This window comes from Lysobacter humi (ex Lee et al. 2017) (genome assembly GCF_054781815.1).
In genome coordinates, this window is sequence record NZ_BAAGTR010000012.1 from 1 (window position 1) to 15,716 (window position 15,716).

Annotated in this window: 18 protein-coding genes and 1 tRNA gene; 9 read left to right on the forward strand and 10 right to left on the reverse strand. The window is 71.5% G+C overall.

The features are described from left to right. From ACYVJJ_RS11015 to ACYVJJ_RS11025, 3 genes are all read right to left on the reverse strand, one after another. Positions 1 to 1,350: pseudouridine synthase (locus ACYVJJ_RS11015; RefSeq protein WP_460833558.1), on the reverse strand; the 1,350-nt coding region annotated here is incomplete at its 3' end. Next, positions 1,343 to 2,455 carry an SMC-Scp complex subunit ScpB gene (scpB, locus tag ACYVJJ_RS11020; RefSeq protein ID WP_460833559.1) on the reverse strand — a complete coding sequence of 371 codons (1,113 nt, stop codon included), beginning with the start codon at positions 2,453 to 2,455 and terminating at the stop codon, positions 1,343 to 1,345. The genes scpB and ACYVJJ_RS11015, both read right to left, overlap by 8 nt. 67 nt (positions 2,456 to 2,522) lie before the next feature. Continuing rightward, positions 2,523 to 3,440 carry a segregation and condensation protein A gene (locus ACYVJJ_RS11025; protein ID WP_460833561.1) on the reverse strand — a complete coding sequence of 306 codons (918 nt, stop codon included), beginning with the start codon at positions 3,438 to 3,440 and terminating at the stop codon, positions 2,523 to 2,525. Positions 3,441 to 3,735: 295 nt separating this feature from the next. Here ACYVJJ_RS11025 and ACYVJJ_RS11030 point away from each other — a divergent pair, with 295 nt between their 5' ends. Both ACYVJJ_RS11030 and ACYVJJ_RS11035 read left to right on the forward strand, forming a co-directional pair. Further along, complete coding sequence (locus tag ACYVJJ_RS11030) at positions 3,736 to 4,035, forward strand: YciI family protein (RefSeq protein WP_460833562.1); 300 nt, start codon at positions 3,736 to 3,738, stop codon at positions 4,033 to 4,035. After that, positions 4,032 to 4,310 carry a BolA family protein gene (locus ACYVJJ_RS11035; RefSeq protein WP_460833564.1) on the forward strand — a complete coding sequence of 93 codons (279 nt, stop codon included), beginning with the start codon at positions 4,032 to 4,034 and terminating at the stop codon, positions 4,308 to 4,310. The genes ACYVJJ_RS11030 and ACYVJJ_RS11035 overlap by 4 nt, the downstream gene beginning before the upstream one ends. Positions 4,311 to 4,312: 2 nt before the next feature. Here ACYVJJ_RS11035 and ACYVJJ_RS11040 read toward each other — a convergent pair whose 3' ends face one another. After that, a complete protein-coding gene (locus tag ACYVJJ_RS11040) occupies positions 4,313 to 5,077 on the reverse strand; it encodes a 6-phosphogluconolactonase (RefSeq protein WP_460833565.1) in 765 nt (254 codons plus the stop codon). A gap of 140 nt (positions 5,078 to 5,217) precedes the next feature. On the opposite strand from ACYVJJ_RS11040, the gene smc reads away from it, so the two are divergent. The 6 genes from smc (at position 5,218) to ACYVJJ_RS11070 (ending at position 11,027) form a co-directional block, all read left to right on the forward strand. Beyond that, positions 5,218 to 8,721 carry a chromosome segregation protein SMC gene (gene smc / locus ACYVJJ_RS11045; protein ID WP_460833567.1) on the forward strand — a complete coding sequence of 1,168 codons (3,504 nt, stop codon included), beginning with the start codon at positions 5,218 to 5,220 and terminating at the stop codon, positions 8,719 to 8,721. Between the two features lie 22 nt (positions 8,722 to 8,743). Beyond that, positions 8,744 to 9,466, forward strand: coding sequence for a cell division protein ZipA (zipA, locus tag ACYVJJ_RS11050; RefSeq protein ID WP_460833568.1), 723 nt, complete (start codon positions 8,744 to 8,746; stop codon positions 9,464 to 9,466). A gap of 63 nt (positions 9,467 to 9,529) precedes the next feature. Then, positions 9,530 to 9,727, forward strand: a complete 198-nt coding sequence (locus ACYVJJ_RS11055; RefSeq protein WP_460833570.1) for a PspC domain-containing protein — start codon at positions 9,530 to 9,532, stop codon at positions 9,725 to 9,727. Positions 9,728 to 9,733: 6 nt separating this feature from the next. Further along, entirely contained in the window at positions 9,734 to 10,294 is a 561-nt protein-coding gene (locus tag ACYVJJ_RS11060; protein ID WP_460833571.1) for a hypothetical protein, read from the forward strand. A 62-nt stretch (positions 10,295 to 10,356) separates the two neighbouring features. Further along, complete coding sequence (locus ACYVJJ_RS11065; RefSeq protein WP_460833573.1) at positions 10,357 to 10,611, forward strand: hypothetical protein; 255 nt, start codon at positions 10,357 to 10,359, stop codon at positions 10,609 to 10,611. 137 nt (positions 10,612 to 10,748) lie between these two features. Continuing rightward, positions 10,749 to 11,027, forward strand: a complete 279-nt coding sequence (locus ACYVJJ_RS11070; RefSeq protein ID WP_460833574.1) for a hypothetical protein — start codon at positions 10,749 to 10,751, stop codon at positions 11,025 to 11,027. A 39-nt stretch (positions 11,028 to 11,066) separates the two neighbouring features. On the opposite strand, the gene ACYVJJ_RS11075 is transcribed toward ACYVJJ_RS11070, so the two are convergent. The 4 genes from ACYVJJ_RS11075 to metX all read right to left on the reverse strand — a co-directional run bounded on the left by ACYVJJ_RS11075 (position 11,067) and on the right by metX (position 13,384). After that, positions 11,067 to 11,153, reverse strand: a tRNA-Leu gene (locus ACYVJJ_RS11075). A 29-nt stretch (positions 11,154 to 11,182) separates the two neighbouring features. Next, positions 11,183 to 11,629, reverse strand: a complete 447-nt coding sequence (locus tag ACYVJJ_RS11080; protein ID WP_460833576.1) for a DUF2214 family protein — start codon at positions 11,627 to 11,629, stop codon at positions 11,183 to 11,185. Between the two features lies 1 nt (position 11,630). Continuing rightward, complete coding sequence (locus ACYVJJ_RS11085) at positions 11,631 to 12,218, reverse strand: cysteine dioxygenase family protein (RefSeq protein ID WP_460833578.1); 588 nt, start codon at positions 12,216 to 12,218, stop codon at positions 11,631 to 11,633. Then, complete coding sequence (gene metX, locus ACYVJJ_RS11090; RefSeq protein WP_460833580.1) at positions 12,215 to 13,384, reverse strand: homoserine O-acetyltransferase MetX; 1,170 nt, start codon at positions 13,382 to 13,384, stop codon at positions 12,215 to 12,217. The genes ACYVJJ_RS11085 and metX overlap by 4 nt, the downstream gene beginning before the upstream one ends. Positions 13,385 to 13,519: 135 nt before the next feature. On the opposite strand from metX, the gene ACYVJJ_RS11095 reads away from it, so the two are divergent. Beyond that, positions 13,520 to 14,290: a hypothetical protein gene (locus ACYVJJ_RS11095; protein WP_460833581.1), complete on the forward strand. Its 771-nt coding sequence runs from the start codon at positions 13,520 to 13,522 to the stop codon at positions 14,288 to 14,290. A 31-nt stretch (positions 14,291 to 14,321) separates the two neighbouring features. On the opposite strand, the gene ACYVJJ_RS11100 is transcribed toward ACYVJJ_RS11095, so the two are convergent. Next, a complete protein-coding gene (locus tag ACYVJJ_RS11100; RefSeq protein WP_460833583.1) occupies positions 14,322 to 14,957 on the reverse strand; it encodes a type 1 glutamine amidotransferase in 636 nt (211 codons plus the stop codon). Next, on the reverse strand, positions 14,954 to 15,547 hold the full coding sequence (locus ACYVJJ_RS11105) for a hypothetical protein (RefSeq protein WP_460833584.1): 594 nt from the start codon (positions 15,545 to 15,547) through the stop codon (positions 14,954 to 14,956). The genes ACYVJJ_RS11100 and ACYVJJ_RS11105 overlap by 4 nt, the downstream gene beginning before the upstream one ends. Positions 15,548 to 15,716 lie beyond the last annotated feature (169 nt).

Sequence of the window (15,716 nt, forward strand, 5' to 3'; positions counted from 1 at the left end):
GTAGGGACCGCCCGCGCCGCCGGCGCGGTCGTCGCGCATGCCACCGCCCGGGCGCGCGCCTCCGCCACCGGGGCGCCCCGCGCCCCCGGGTCGCGCACCGCCACCGCCGGGCCGTGCACCGCCGCCGCCCGGCTTGCCGCCGTAGGGCTTGCGCGCGCGGCCGTCGGGGTTGCGGTGCCCGCTGGGGCCGGTCTCCACGCCGTCGGGCACGTACCACGTGCGGAACGCGGCCGGATTGCCATCGGGCAGGTCACGCGGACCCTTGTCCTTGCGCTGCTTGAACGGCTTGTTCGCCTGCTTGGCCGCCATCTCTCCGGTGACCGTGAGGGCGCCGGGCTTGCGCGGGCCGCCGCGACCCCGGCCGCGATCCTCGCGTACGTGGTCGAAGCGGCGCAGCTCGCGCGCCTCGTCCGCCGACGTCGTGTGCCCGCCGACATAGCCGCTCTGGCTGCGCTCGCCATTGAAGTGGATCGTCGACTTCGCCGCGCGACGCTGGCCGATCACCGGCTGCAGCGTGAGTGCCGACGGCGCGCCATCCTCGAGGCCGAGGTCCGTGCGCAGCTGCTCGACGCGTGCGGTCGGCACTTCCTGGGACTGCCCGCGCAGCAACTCGCGCGGCAGCTCGATCGAGCCGTAACGCACGCGCTTGAGGCGGCTCACCTGGCAGCCCTGCGACTCCCACAGGCGACGCACCTCGCGGTTGCGGCCTTCCTTCACCACGACGCGGAACCAGTCGTGCGACTCGCTGCCGCCGATGCGCTCGACCTCGTCGAACTTCGCGGGGCCGTCCTCGAGGGCGACGCCGCGCGCGAGGCGTTCGATGATCGCGTCCGACACCGTCTCCTGGCCTTCCGGCGCCCGCACGCGGCAGACGTACTCGCGCTCGACCTCGCGCGACGGATGCATCAGCGCGTTCGCGAGCTCGCCGTCCGTGGTGAGCAGCAGCAGGCCGGTCGTATTGATGTCCAGGCGGCCGATCGCGATCCAGCGCGCGCCCTTGAGCGGCGGCACGGCCTCGAAGATCGTCGGGCGCCCCTCGGGATCCTCGCGCGTGGTCACTTCGCCTTCGGGCTTGTTGTACATCAGCACGCGCGCGGGCTCGGTCAGCGCGGTCGCGACGAACTGGCGCCCGTCGATGTCGACCTTGTCGCCGCCGCCGATCGACATGCCGACCTGCGCGACCTCGCCATTGACCTTGACCAGGCCGTCGGCGATGCGCTGCTCGAGCGCGCGGCGCGAGCCGAGGCCGGCCTGGGCGAGCACCTTGTGCAGGCGTTCTTCCTGGCGCGGAGCGGGGGCGGCGGGCTGTTCCCGGCGCAGGGTGAGCTTGCGGCTCTTTTCTTCAGTCATCTGTATCGGACTCCGCCGCATCCTCGGATGCGGTCGTCAGTGCGGGAACGGTCGTCGTCTCGACGGCGTTGTCTTGCTCGTGATCGTTCTCGGTCGCCGCGCGCGTACCCGGCGCGGCTTCGGGGTCGACGTCGCCCGGGGCGTCGTCGGAATCGTTTTCATCGCTCGTTTGGTCGGTGTCGTCCTCGAAGACGACGGGGCGCTCGCGCCGGAAGTCGAGCTCCTGATCCTCGTCGGTGTCGACTGCGTCATCGGACGCCTCGTCGTCATCGCGCGCCTCGGCCAACGCGTCGCGTGTCGCCGTGGGCTCGATCGCTTCGGCGTCCGCATGTCCCGCCATTCCGGCATCGGCGGAGGCTTCATGGTCCGACGTGCGCGCCGATGCGGCATCGCGTTCGGAAACATCACCATCGTCGGCACGGTCCACACCGTCGCGCGTGCCATCGGAATCATCGTTCGCAGCCGAATCGCCGACGTGCGGCACATCGCCCGGATCGCCTGCCTCGGCGTTCAAGCCGACTGCGATCCTGGGCGCCACGCCCGCGGCCTCCTCGAACTGCAGCTGCGGCTCGAGCTCGCCGATGTCCTTGAGTTCCGACAACGGCGGCAATTCGTCCAGGCGCTTGAGCCCGAAGTAGTCGAGGAAGGTCTTGGTCGTGCCGTACAGCGCGGGGCGACCGGGCACGTCGCGATGGCCGACGACGCGGATCCACTCGCGCTCCTCCAGCGCCTTGATGATGTTGCTGCTCACGGAGACGCCGCGCACCTGCTCGATCTCGCCGCGCGTGATCGGCTGGCGGTAGGCGATAAGCGCGAGCGTCTCGAGCGTGGCGCGCGTGTAGCGCGTCTGCCGATCCGTCCACAGGCGAGCGACCCAGGCGTGCACGTCGGCCTGGACCTGGAAGCGGAAGCCCGAAGCCACCTCGACGAGCTCGACGCCGCGCTCGGCGCTGGCCTCGCGCAGGTGCTCGATCGCGGCCTCGAGCATGCCCGCCGGGGCCGGCTGGTCGTCCGGGAACAGCTCGCGCAGCTGCGCGAGCGTGAGCGGCTGGCTCGAGGCGAGCAGCGCGGCTTCAACGATTCGGTTGACGAGGGTCTGGTCCATTCAGCGCAGGCTAGTGGGCGTCGGCGTCGGCCGACTGGATTCGTTGACGGGCGGCACGCGCAGCGCCTCATGCGCCGTCGTTCGCCGTGTCGGCGTCGAACTCGCTGGAGAGCTCGATCTCCGCCGGATCGCGCGTAAGGGCGAGCGACTTCACGTAGATCGGCGCGAGCGGTGCGTCCTGCACGATCTCGACGAGCTGCTCCTTGGCGAGCGTGAGCATGCCGAGGAAGGTGACGACCACGCCGAGCCGGCCTTCGACGGGGTCGAACAGCGTCTCGAAGCGATGGAAGCCACCGTCGGACAGCCGCTCCAGCAACTCGCCCATGCGCTGGCGCACGCTCAATGCGTCGCGCTTGATCGCATGTTGCGAGAACAGCTCGGCGCGCTTCATCACGTCGCGCAGCGCGAGCAGCATCTCCTTCAGGTCTACCGGCGGCGGCAGGCGGATCGCGGCGCGGTCCGGAACATGCGCCTGCACGGCGGCGGTGTCGCGGTCCTGGCGGGGGAGGGTGTCGATGTCCTCCGCCGCCTTCTTGAAGCGTTCGTACTCCTGCAGGCGCCGCACCAGTTCCGCGCGCGGATCCTCTTCCTCGCCTTCGTCGTTGGTGACGCGCGGCAGCAGCATGCGCGACTTGATTTCCGCGAGCATCGCGGCCATCACGAGGTAGTCCGCGGCGAGCTCGAAGCGCATCTCGTGCATCGCGGCGATGTAGACGACGTACTGCTTGGTGATGTCCGCGACCGGGATGTCGAGGATGTCGAGGTTCTGCCGGCGGATCAGGTAGAGCAGCAGGTCGAGCGGGCCCTCGAAAGCCTCGAGGATGACTTCAAGCGCGTCCGGCGGGATGTAGAGATCCTGCGGGATCTGCAGCACCGGCTGGCCGTGCACCACCGCCAGCGGCATCTCCTGCTGCTGCGGGTGGCTCGGGGCTACCGGGCTGGCGGAATTGTCGTCGGACGCCTGCGGCGCCAGCTCGTCGGTCATGCGGGACCGGCCCCCTCCGGGCCTGGGCACTTCGTACTGCGATCTGGGCCGGACTGCGGCCCACGGGTAACGCGCACTTGCTGGGCCGTGCGCGACGTTCGCCGGCGTGCGGCGACTCGGATTGCAGTCGGCAGGGCCTCGATGCCGGTCGGGCGGAGCGGTCGCTCCGCATCGGCGTCCGTCCTGCAGGGGACGGCGGGGAGGCCCTAGCGTACGGGCGCACCCGGGCGGTGTCCAGCGAGCCCGTCGGCCGCAGCCGCTAGAATCCGGCTCCATTCGCTCGAGGCTTCCGCCCATGTGGTACGTGATCGACGCGCGCGACGGCGCGGATGTCCTGGCCCGGCGCCTGGAGGCGCGGCCCCGTCACCTCGCGCGCCTGGAGGCGCTCCGCGACGCCGGCCGCCTGTTGCTCGCCGGCCCGTGCCCGGCGATCGACAGCGAGGATCCGGGTCCGGCCGGGTTCTCGGGCAGCCTGGTGATCGCGGACTTCGCCTCGCTTGACGAGGCCCGCGCCTGGGCCGAGGCGGACCCGTACCGCGAGGCCGGGGTCTATGTCTCGGTGGACGTCCGCCCGTTCCGGCGCGTGCTCCCGTGAACCGCGAGGAGCGGCTCCCGGCGATCCGCGCCGCGCTCGAAGCGGCCTTCGCCCCCCAGTTGCTCGAGGTCGTGGACGAGAGCCATCGGCATGCAGGACACGCCGGTGCGCGTGACGGCCGGGGGCACTTCCGCGTCCGCATCGTGAGCCCGGCCTTCGCCGGTCGCCTGCCGCTGGCGCGGCATCGCGCCGTCTACGCGGCACTGGGCGAGCTGATGACCACCGACATCCACGCGCTCTCGATCGACGCCCGCGCCCCGGCCGAGGCCGGTTGACGTCAGGGATGCCAGTGCACCTGCAGCGGCGCGCCGCCGGCCAGCCGGACGGCCGCGAGCGGTGAGTGCGACGGATCGGTGGCGGCCATCGCCGCCTCGAACACCTGACGCTGCGCGGCGCCGCGCAGGAGCAGGATGCGGCACTGCGCGCGCATCAGCCCCGCGGGCGTGATCGTGATGCGCCGCGGCCAGGGGGCAGCGTCGGGGCTGTAGCTCGCGTCGATGCCGACGTAGGCCTGGTTCGAGCCGAGGGCACGCGCGTAGTTGGGCGAGTCGGGAAACAGTGCGGCCACGCGGCCGGCGTCCGACATCGCGAGCACGATCACGTTCGGCGGCTGCTGCGCATGGGCATTCGCGGCGGCGACGGCGTCCTCGATCCGGCGGCCGAGCAGGGTGATCGGCTCGAGCCGGGCGGCTGCAGCGTGCTCACGGAGAAGATGGCGCCGCACCGCCGCGGTGTGGCTGTCCGGGTCGTCCGGCTGCAGCCAGCGCTCGTCGGTCATGGCGACGTCCACCCGTGCCCAGTCCAGCGGCGCCCGCGAAAGCGCTTCGAATACCGGCCACATGTGCGCGGAGCCGTCCACGAGCAGCCGCGAGCGCGGTCGCAGCTCGAGGTCGCGCCGCAGTTCGCCGGCGATGGCGACGGCCGCGGCCCACGTCCAGACATGCGCGTCCCGGTGGACGTGGAGCTGGTAGGCCCCGTCCGGATCAGGAACACGCTCGGTAAGGGGCGTGGCGCTCGCAAGTCCGAAAACCATGCCGCGCATGATGCATATTCCGTGCCCCGGCGCATCTGCCGATCTCCGGGCGCCGACCGGCGGCCCGGCCGCCGCTATACTCGCCAGCCGCGCGCGCCGGCCCCGCCGGCCTCCCACCGCGAGCCCGCTGCCAGAGGCCGCTTCGCCGCATGCGTCTTTCCACGATCAAGCTGTCGGGCTTCAAGTCGTTCGTCGACCCGACCACGCTCCATCTCTCCGGCAACATGACCGGCGTCGTCGGCCCGAACGGCTGCGGCAAGTCGAACATCATCGACGCCGTGCGCTGGGTCATGGGCGAAAGCTCGGCCAGCCGCCTCCGCGGCGATTCGCTCACCGACGTGATCTTCGCCGGTTCGTCGGCCCGCAAGCCGGTGTCGCAGGCGACCGTCGAGCTGATCTTCGACAACTCCGACCACACCATCACCGGCGAGTACGCGGCGTTCAACGAGATCTCCGTCAAGCGCACGGTCTCGCGCGACGGCCAGAGCCAGTACTACCTCAATGGCACCAAGTGCCGGCGCCGCGACATCACCGACCTCTTCCTCGGCACGGGCCTGGGCGCCCGCAGCTACTCGATCATCGAGCAGGGGATGATCTCGCAGATCATCGAGGCGCGTCCCGAAGACCTGCGCATGTACCTGGAGGAGGCCGCGGGCATCTCCAAGTACAAGGAGCGCCGCAAGGAAACCGAGACGCGCATCCGCCACACGCGCGAGAACCTCGACCGCCTCAACGACCTGCGCGAGGAAGTCGGCAAGCAGCTGCAGCACCTCGCGCGGCAGGCCCGCCAGGCGGAGCAGTACCAGACGATCCAAGCCGAGCGCCGCGTCAGGGACGCCGAATGGCGGGCGCTCGAGCACCGCGCGCTCGACCGCAAGGTGCGGGCACAGCGCGAGAAGCTGTCGAGCTCCGAGACGCGTCTGCAGCAGCTCATCGCCGAGCAGCGCGAGGCCGAACGGCAGCTCGAGGAAGGCCGCGTACGCCGTGACGAGGCCGCCGAAGCGCTGAGCCGCGCGCAGGCCGACAGCTACGAGGTAGGCGGTGCGCTCGCCCGCGTCGAGCAACAGATCCAGCACCAGCGCGAGATGTCGTCGCGCCTGCAGCGGGCACGCGACGAGGCGCTCGCGCAGCTGTCGGAGATCGCTTCGCACATCGGCAGCGACCAGGCGCGCCTCGACGCGCTGCGCGACGCGCTCGAGAACGACGAGCCGCGCCTGGAGACGCTGCGCGAGGAAGAGATCACGCGCCAGGACGCCCTGCGCGACGCGGAGCAGAAGCTCGCCGACTGGCAGCAGCGCTGGGATGCCCATGCGCGCGCGCAGTCGGAGGCGTCGCGGGCGGCCGACGTCGAGCGCACCCGTCTGGAAGGTTTCGACCGGCAGTCGCTGGAGGCCGAAAGGCGCCGCGAAGCACTCACGGGCGAACGCGCGAGCCTCGACGTCGATGCGCTCGCCGAAGCGGCCAGCTCGATCGTCGAGCGGCTGGAGACGCAGAAGGTCGCGCTCGAATCGCTCACCGACGAGCTCGAGCAACGCAAGCAGGCGGTCGCCGCACTTCAGGAGCGCCAGCGCCTCACGCAGACGGAACTCGCCGAGGCCCGCAAGCAGGCGCAGGCCGCGCGCGGTCGCCTGTCGAGCCTGGAGACCCTGCAGGCCGCGGCACTCGGGCAGGAGAAGGGTCGGGCCATGGACTGGCTGCGTGCGCAGGGCCTCGAGTCCGCGCCGCGCGTCGGCGAGTCGCTCACCGTGGATGCGGGTTGGGAGACCGCGGTCGAGACCGCGCTCGGCCAGCTGATCGAGGGCGTGCTGGTCGACGACGCGCCGTCGCTGGCGCTCGCGCTCGGCGGCTTGAGCGAGGGTCGACTCGCACTTGTCTCGTCGGCGACGGCGCCGGACGAGTACGACGCGACGTCGCTCGCCGCGCGCGTGCGGGGCCCGGCCGCGATCCGCGCGCTGCTCTCCCGCGTGCACGGCGCCGAGAGCGTCGACGCCGCACGCGACCTGCTGCCGCTGCTCCCTGCGGGCGACGTCGTGATCACCCGTACCGGCGAGCGCCTCGGCGCGGGGTGGGTGCAGGTGGTCCGCTCCGCCAATGCGACACAGGGCGCACTGGTGCGCGAGCGCGAGATCCAGTCGCTGCGCACCGAGATCGAATCGCTGGTCGCGCGCGAGCGCGAGCTGGAGGGCGTGCTCGTCGAGCTGCGCGACCAGGCGCTCGCCGGCGAGCAGCAGCGCGAAGACGCCCAGCGCGCGCTGTACATGGCGCACCGCAGCGTCTCCGAGCTCGGCGGCCAGCTGCAGAGCCAGCAGGGCCGCGTCGACGCCGCGCGCGTCCGCATCGAGCGCATCGACGCCGAAATGGCGCAGCTCGCGGAGACGCTCGATGCCGCGCGCGAGCAGGCACGCCTGGCCCGGAGCAACCAGGAAGACGCGGTCGTCCGCATGTCCGAGCTGGAGGACGCGCGGCTCGCGCTCGAGGCCGAGCGCCGTCGCCTGTCGGAATCACGCGATGCAGCGCGCAATGCCGCACGCGAGGCGCGCGACGCGGCGCATGCACTCGCACTGACGGTCGAATCCCAGCGCGCCCAGCTGAGCGGCCTGACCCAGGCGCTGGACCGCATGACCGGCCAGCGCGGCCAGCTGGATTCGCGCCTGGGCGAGCTCGCCGCGCAGCTCGCCGACGGCGACGCCCCCGTGCGGGATCTCGAGCAGCAGCGACAGGTCGCGCTGGAGCAACGCGTGCTCGCCGAGCAGAAGCTCACGGCGGCACGCACGGCACTCGACGGCATCGACCACGAGCTGCGGGGCTTCGAGCTCATCCGCCAGCAGCGCGACGAGCAGTCGCTGCAGCAGCGCGAGTCGATCGGGCAGCGGCGCCTGGAGATGCAGGCGCTCGCGCTCAAGGCCGAGCAGCTCGCACAGGCGGTCGCGGAAGCCGGCTTCGACCTCGCCGAACTCACCGCGCAACTGACCGACGACATGGACGCCGCGGTCTGGGAGCGCACGGTCGCCGAGCTCGACGGGCGACTGCGCCGCCTGGAGCCGGTGAACCTGGCCGCGATCCAGGAGCATGCCGAGGCCGCGCAGCGCAAGGAGTACCTCGACGCGCAGAACACCGACCTCACCACGGCGCTCGAGACGCTCGAGGACGCGATCCGCAAGATCGACCGCGAGACGCGCGGCCGCTTCAAGGACACGTTCGACCGCGTCAATTCCGGCATCCAGGAGCTGTACCCGCGCCTGTTCGGCGGCGGCCACGCCTATCTGGAACTCACGGGCGAGGACCTCCTGGACACCGGCGTCGCGATCATGGCGCGGCCGCCGGGCAAGCGCGTCTCCAACATCACGCTGCTCTCCGGCGGCGAGAAGGCGATGACCGCCGTCGCGCTGGTGTTCGCGATCTTCCGCCTGAACCCCGCGCCGTTCTGCCTGCTCGACGAGGTCGACGCGCCGCTCGACGAGGCGAACGTGGGCCGCTTCACCGCGATGGTCAACGAGATGAGCGAGCAGGTACAGTTCCTTTTCGTGACGCACAACAAGGTCACGATGGAGGCCGCGCGCCAGCTGATGGGCGTGACGATGCGCGAGCCGGGCGTGAGCCGCCTGGTCTCCGTGGACCTCGCCGAAGCCGCGCGCCTCGCCGGCGCTGCCTGACCCGACCGCTAGGGAGCACACGATGTCGGACATGACGATGCTGCGGATCTGGATCCTCGTCGCGGGGGTCGTGCTGGTCGCGGCGATCATCTTCTTCGGCCGCCCCAAGAAGGCGGGGCAGGGCAGGCGCCTCTCGCGCGCGGACGCCGATCCGTCGCGCGTGGAGCCGACGCTCGGCGAGCAGCTGCAGGCCGAGCTCGACGCGGGTGAGCCCATCGAGACGCCGCGCGACGCGGTGCGACCCGCGCCCGCGGCCGCGGCGCCCGACGAGCTCGGCAAGCGAACCACCGACGAGTTCGACAAGATCGTGACGCTCTACCTCGCCGCACGCGCGGGCCATGTGCTGCAGGGCTCGGACATCGTGGTGGCCGCCGAACGCGCGGGCCTCGTGTACGGGCACATGGGCGTGTTCCACCGGCTCGTCGAGGGGCACCCCGAGCGCGGTCCCGTCTTCAGCGTCGCGAACATCATGAAGCCCGGCAGCTTCGACATGGCCGCGATCCACGAGATGCAAACGCCCGCGATCGCGTTCTTCCTGACGCTGCCCGCGCCCGTCGCCGCGCTCGACGCCTGGGACACGATGCTGCCGACCGCGCAGCGCATGGCCGAACTGCTCGACGGCGTGGTGCTCGACGAGCAGCGCAATGCGATCGGCCGCCAGCGCATCGCGCACATCCGCGACGAGCTGCGTGCCTACGACCGCCAGCGCGAGGCGCCGCCGCTCACGCGCCCCGGGCGCTGGTGACCGGCCACGGACTCCTCACGCGCACCGGCTGAGACTGTGGCCGTCGCATTCGGAGGCACCGACATGGCGAGTGGTCCCCTCAGGCGTTCGCGCAGCGACCGGATGATCGCGGGCGTGGTCGGCGGTGTCGCCCGCCACTTCGGCTGGAGCCCGTTGCTGCTTCGCGTGGTCTTCGTGCTGGTCTCGGTCCTGTCCGCCGGGTTCCCCGGGATCCTGGTCTACCTGATCGCCTGGCTGCTGATCCCGGACGAGGGTCGCTGAGCGCCGATGCCGCAGGACCGGGGCACCGCGGAACATGCGCCCGGCTCGCAGGACGCCGGCCTGCCCGCGGCCCCGCCGCCGCGTTCCTGGCCTGCCGGGCTGCTCGTCGCTGCACTGCTGTGGACGCTGCCCAACACGTTGATCGGGCTGCTGCTCGGACTGGTCGGCATGCTATTCGGCGCGCGGCCCGTGCTTCGCCGCGCCGACCTCGCCTGCGTCTTCCAGAACTGGCCGTGGGGGCCGGGCGGCGCGATGACGATCGGCAACGTGATCCTGCACACCGGCGACTGTCTCGAAGCCCGCTGCCGCACGTACACGCATGCCGCGGGGCTGCGCGACGAGCCGGCGATCCGCCTCGATGCCCACGAACGCGCGCATGTCTACCAGTACATGGTGCTCGGGCCGCTTTTCCTGCCGGCGTACGTCCTGTGCGGCGGCATCGGCGTACGCAACCGCTTCGAGCGTGCCGCCGACCGCTACGCCGCGACAGGGCAGGGCTGGTGGCCTTGGCCGGCGCCCCCCCTCGTGCGGCGGAATTCGCCCGACGTGCGGTCGCGCGACGCCTGACATCGGCGCTATGGTCGGTCCATGGGTCCCGACCGGGGAATCCGGGGCCCGGGAGGGGCGCGGTGTTCTTCGAAGCCTATCGACGACCGGACGGTGCACTGCTGCTGGTGCCCGACTGCATGCTCGCCTCGCGCGAGGCGCAGCTGCGCCACGGGCCGCTCGTCGCGCTCGGGCGCGTCCATGCCGACCCCGATCGTGACGACGCGCTGTGGCGGCGCGTGCTCACCGACATCGACCGACAGTCGTACTCGATCGTCCGTCGCGATCTGCGCCTCGATCCCGCCGGCCACGCGCCGCTCGCGCTGCTCGCCGGCTGACGCATTTAACCCGCAGGCGGGCCGCTTGCTCGGATCCGGGACGCGGATCGCGGCAGGCCTGCGCAGCGCCCGGCATGCTCGTGACCGGAACCGGCCGCCATGGGGAGCGCCCGGACCGACTGTCGAACGTCGTCACGATGAATCGTTTCGGTTACACCCTCCGGCCGATCGAACTCGAGGCCGGCTTCGCCGCGATCCTGCTCAGCCTGCTCGCGACCGTGCTGCTCGGCGCGTTCCTGATCTCGACCGGGCAGCCGGGCGACATCGCGCTGATGGCGTTTCCATCGCTTCTGATCGGATGCCTCGCCAATGCAGCGGGCATCTGCCATCGCCGCCATCCGGGCACGCTCGCTCTGCTCGGGATGCTCACGCTGCTCGCGTACCACGCCGTGCTGTCCGCATTGCAGATGGCCTGAGCCCGGAAATGCACGAGGCCCGCGGATGCGGGCCTCGACTGGTGCCGGAAGTGGGACTCGAACCCACACGCTTTTAAGGGCGGCGGATTTTGAGTCCGCTGCGTCTACCGATTCCGCCATTCCGGCGCGGGCCGGAAGTATAGCCTCCGCGATCGTCAGAGGCCGCCGTGGCGCGCCATCCCCGCCGCGAGGACGACGATGGCGGCCAGGAGCGCGAGTTGCAGGCGCACGAGCCGCGTGCTGCGGCGCCATTCGTGGGCCGGCGGCGCGGCGCCGTCGCGCGCGAGACGACGCCAGCGCAGGTAGGCGCGCGTCGCAGGAATCGAGATGACCGCGGCGAGCACGAACACGCCCACCTTGGCGTGGAACCACGGATTGTGCAGGTAGAAGTCCGCGCCCTTGACGCCGTACAGCACGCGCAGCGCGCCCACCGCGACAAGCAGCATCGCGCTGAGCCCGTAGCCCGCATCGAGGCGCGACAGGCGCGTCGCGGCGCCGCCGTCCGGCATGCCGCGCAGGATCGCCGCCTGTGTGGCGAGCATGACCGCCATGCCGAGGAACAGCACGTGGTGGAGCGCGGCCAGCGCGAAGTCCAGCACCACGTCAGGCGGCCTCGTCGGTACGCAGCGCGCGATCGGCACGCACGTACCACTCGCCCTCGGCCGGGGTGAAGGTCGAGCAGCACTGCATCTCGGCCTTGTAGATGTGCAGCGAGACCGCGACGCGCTCGGGGCTCGGATTGCGGATCGTGTGGTACTCGTGCGGCGGGATCAGGCTGCCGGCGCTGCCGGTTCCCGCCTGCATGCCGCCGGTCGCGCGGAAGCGGAAGCGGTCGCCGTGCTGCTCGAGCAGCTCGTACTGCGTGATCTCCAGCTCGCCGTCCCACACGCCTTCCACGCACCACAGGCCCGAGTGGTCGTGCACCGGCGTCCCCTGGCCGGGGCCCCACGTCATCGCGACGACGCTGTAGCCGTGCTGCGGGCTCCGGTAGATCTCGCGGCGCGCGTAGTGGTCCTCGATCGGCTCGTAGACGCAGTCGGGCAGGCGGATGTCGCGGTCACGGATCATCTCGCACAGCGCCTGGCGCACCGCGCTCGTGATCGCATGGCTGTCGCCGCCGGCCACCGCCGCGTCGAGGGTGGCGACGAGCTTGTCGTGGCCGGGGAAATCGATGTCGGGCAGCGCGTTCATGCCGGGGTCCTCTCGGCGGACGGAGCGGGGAAGGGGAGTGCTTCGAGGAACCCGCGCACGGCCGGTCCGAAGCGCGCGAAGTCGACGAGGAAGGCGTCGTGCCCCTGCGGCGACTCGAGCGGGAGGAACCGCGCATCGACGCCGCCACGGGCGAGGCCCTCGGCGATCTCCTCCTGCTGCTGCAGGGGGAAGAGGATGTCGGTCTGCACGCCGATCACCAGCGCCCGCTCCAGCTGCAGCGATGCGAGTGCAGCCAGCGTGTTCTCGCGGCTGTCGTCGCCGCGCGACGTGCAGTAGTCACCGAGGTCGAACCAGTCCATCGCGCGGCTGAGGTAGAGGTAGCAGTTCGGGTCGAAGCGGCGCACGAAGCGGCGCGCGTGTGCCTCGAGATAGCTCTCCACTTCGAACTCGAGCCCGAACGGGTCGCCTTCCTGCCGGTCGGAATCCAGCCGCACGCGGCCGAAGCGGCCGTCCCATTCGAGCGCGGAGCGGTAGGTGATGACGCCGAGCTTGCGCGCCATGCGCATGCCGGACTCGGGGTAGGTGGATTCATCGTAACGCCCCACGTTCCACATCGGATCGAGGCGGATCGCCTCGCGCTGCAGCGAGCGGATCGCGATCGAGAACGGCAGCGCACGCGCGGCGCCGGAAATGTTGACGTGGTTGCGCGCGAGCCCGGGATGCCGGAGCAGGAAAGCCAGGGCGACCATCCCGCCCATCGAGTTCCCCACCACGCAGGCGAGCTGGCGGATGCCGAGCGCGCGCACGACATGCGCCGCGGCGTCGGCGCAGTCCTCGACCGACAGCGGCGGAAACGCGAGGCGATACGGCTCGCCCGTCGCCGGGTCGACGGACGCGGGCCCCGTCGAGCCCTTGCAGCTGCCGAGCGTGTTCACGCAGATCACGTGCCAGCGATCGGTGTCGATCGGCCTGCCGGGCCCCACCATGGCCTCCCACCAACCGGGCTGCGGGTCCTCCTCGCTCGCGCACGCATGCGCATCGGGCGAGAGGCCGGTGAGGATCAGCACCGCATTCGACGCGTCGGGGGCGAGCCGGCCCCAGGTCTCGTAGGCCACCCGCGCACCGGTAAGGGCCCCGTCGCGCCGCATCGGGAAGGGCGAGGGCAGTTCGACGAAGCGGCTACCGGGAGGAACGAACTCGGTCATCGGCACGGGGCGGGGGAACCGGTCGCCATTGTGCCTGCTCGCCGCACGGGCCGGCAGGCACGCGGAATCTCGACCGATGCTACACACCGGCCGGCGCAGAGTCGGGCTTCCCCCAGCAGAACGCGGAGTCGTCCCATGGCGAACAACGAGAACAAGGACATGAATCGCGATCCGATCAGCGGCGCGCCGGGCTCGCATCCGGTCGGCACCGGCGTCGGCGGTGTCGGCGGTGCGGCCGTCGGTGCCGCGGTCGGCAGCGTCTTCGGCCCGATCGGCACGCTCGTCGGCGGCGCGATCGGCACCATCGCGGGCGCCGCGGCAGGCCATTCGGCTGCCGAGCGCGTCGACCCGACCGGCGAGACGGAGGCCTGGCGCAGCCAGTCGACGCAGCGTCCGTACTTCGACCAGACGATGGACTACGACCGCGACTACGCGCCGGCCTACCGCTACGGTACCGAAGCGCGCAACGACAACCGGGACGAGGCCTGGGACCGCGCGGAAACGCGCCTGGCGTCGGGCTGGAACGAGGCGAAGGGCGAGTCGCGCCTCGCGTGGGACAAGGCGCGCGACGCCGTGCGCGACGCCTGGGACCGCACCGATCGCACGCATCGCACCTACGACGCGACCGACCGGCACTACCAGGAGCGCTTCAACCAGGCCGACTACTACCAGGCCGACCATTCGTTCGACGACTACCGCCCGGCGTACCGCTACGGCACGTTCGCGCGCAGCCAGTCGCAGACGGGGACTTGGGACGAAAACACCGAGCGCGAGCTCGAGCGCGGCTGGGAAAGCGCCCGCGGCACGTCGCGCCTGGCATGGACGGATGCGAAGGACGCCGTGCGTGACGCCTGGCACGGCGTGGAGCGCATCGTTCCGGGGGACGCCGACCGCGACGGCCGCTGATCGCTACGCGTAACGGTCGGTACCGCTCACGCTAGCGCCGTAAGGCGACGGCCCAGCGGTCAAGCAGGGCCGTGAACCACAGGTCGACCTCGACGTCGAAGCGCTCCGGCGCTTCGACGTCGAACGGCATGTCGCCCGCAGCGGCGAGTTCGCGCCGGGTCGCCGGGTCCCACTCCGGGTGGAACTGCAGTCCGACGACGGGACCGAGGCGGAAGCCCTGCTCGCGCCATCGCTCACCGGTGGCGATTCGCGCGGCACCGGGCGGCAGCGCGAAGCCGTCCGCGTGCCACTGCAGCGCGCGGAAGCGCGCGGTGGGCGTGTTCGCGTCGATCCACGCCCAGCCCGCTTCCACGAAGCCGATCGGGGCCACCTCCGCCCCGAGCGCGCTTGCCAAGATTTGTGCACCGAGGCAGATGCCGAGCACGGGCAACTGCGGCCGACGCGCGAGGACGTCGCGCACGGCCTCGATCTCGTGCCTCAGGCGCGGCGACGGATCGGCGACCGACTCGGGTCCGCCGAGCAGGGCGAGGCCGTCGGCCGGCTCCTTGAACGCCTGATCCGCTGGCCGGACATCGAGGTCGATACCGCGCGCATCGGCCCAGGTGCGCAGCCGGCCGGGGCCCTCCGTCGGGGCATGCTGCACCACCGTGAGGCGCGGCATGCTCATCGGAGGTCGGCGCCATCGAAGTAGGGCACGGAGAGCGGAGTCCCGCTGCAGGACTTGTCGATTTCCACGCGCAGGAGCTCGATCGCGACAGCGCGCTCGTCGGACCATCGCGTCGCGATCTCGGCGCCCGGCGCGAGCGCCGGACAGTCGTCGATCGTCGCGACCAGATCTACATCGGGCCGCCCATCGACGAGCTTCCACAGATGCCGCCGCGTGCCGGACGCGAGCACGCGGTAACGGGCCCGCGACGGCGGCCCGGCAAATCGGGGCAGGGGTCGGAACTCGAGTCCGACGAGCGTCGCACGGACGCCGCTCCAGCGGGGCCGTCCGGCCCGCTCGAAATGGCCCTCGACCACCGTGGTCGTCAATTGCAGCCTCGCGGAGCCTTCGCCATCGAGGCGCTCGAGGTCGAAATGCTCCGGCACCAGGGTCCAGAGTCGCCCCGGCTCGCGCGCGACCGCGTCCCGCACGCGCGCATCGGTCGCCGCATCGTCGAACGTCGCCTGCACGAGGACCTGCACGTCGTGCGGCGCGCGATGGAGTGGCAGGTGCGAGGCGTACAACCGGTCGCGACCGCCGAAGAGGACCATGCCGTGCTCGCCGTGACGCGGCGCCCGGTCGCCCGTCGGAGGGGGCGTCGAGGGCGCACCCGGCATCGCAACTGCGACGAGAAGAACGGCTAGCGACGCGTGGGCAGGGTGCATATGGCCTCCGGGTGCCACGAGTCTGCCGCGCCCACGTTTTCCGGAAAAGCGAAAG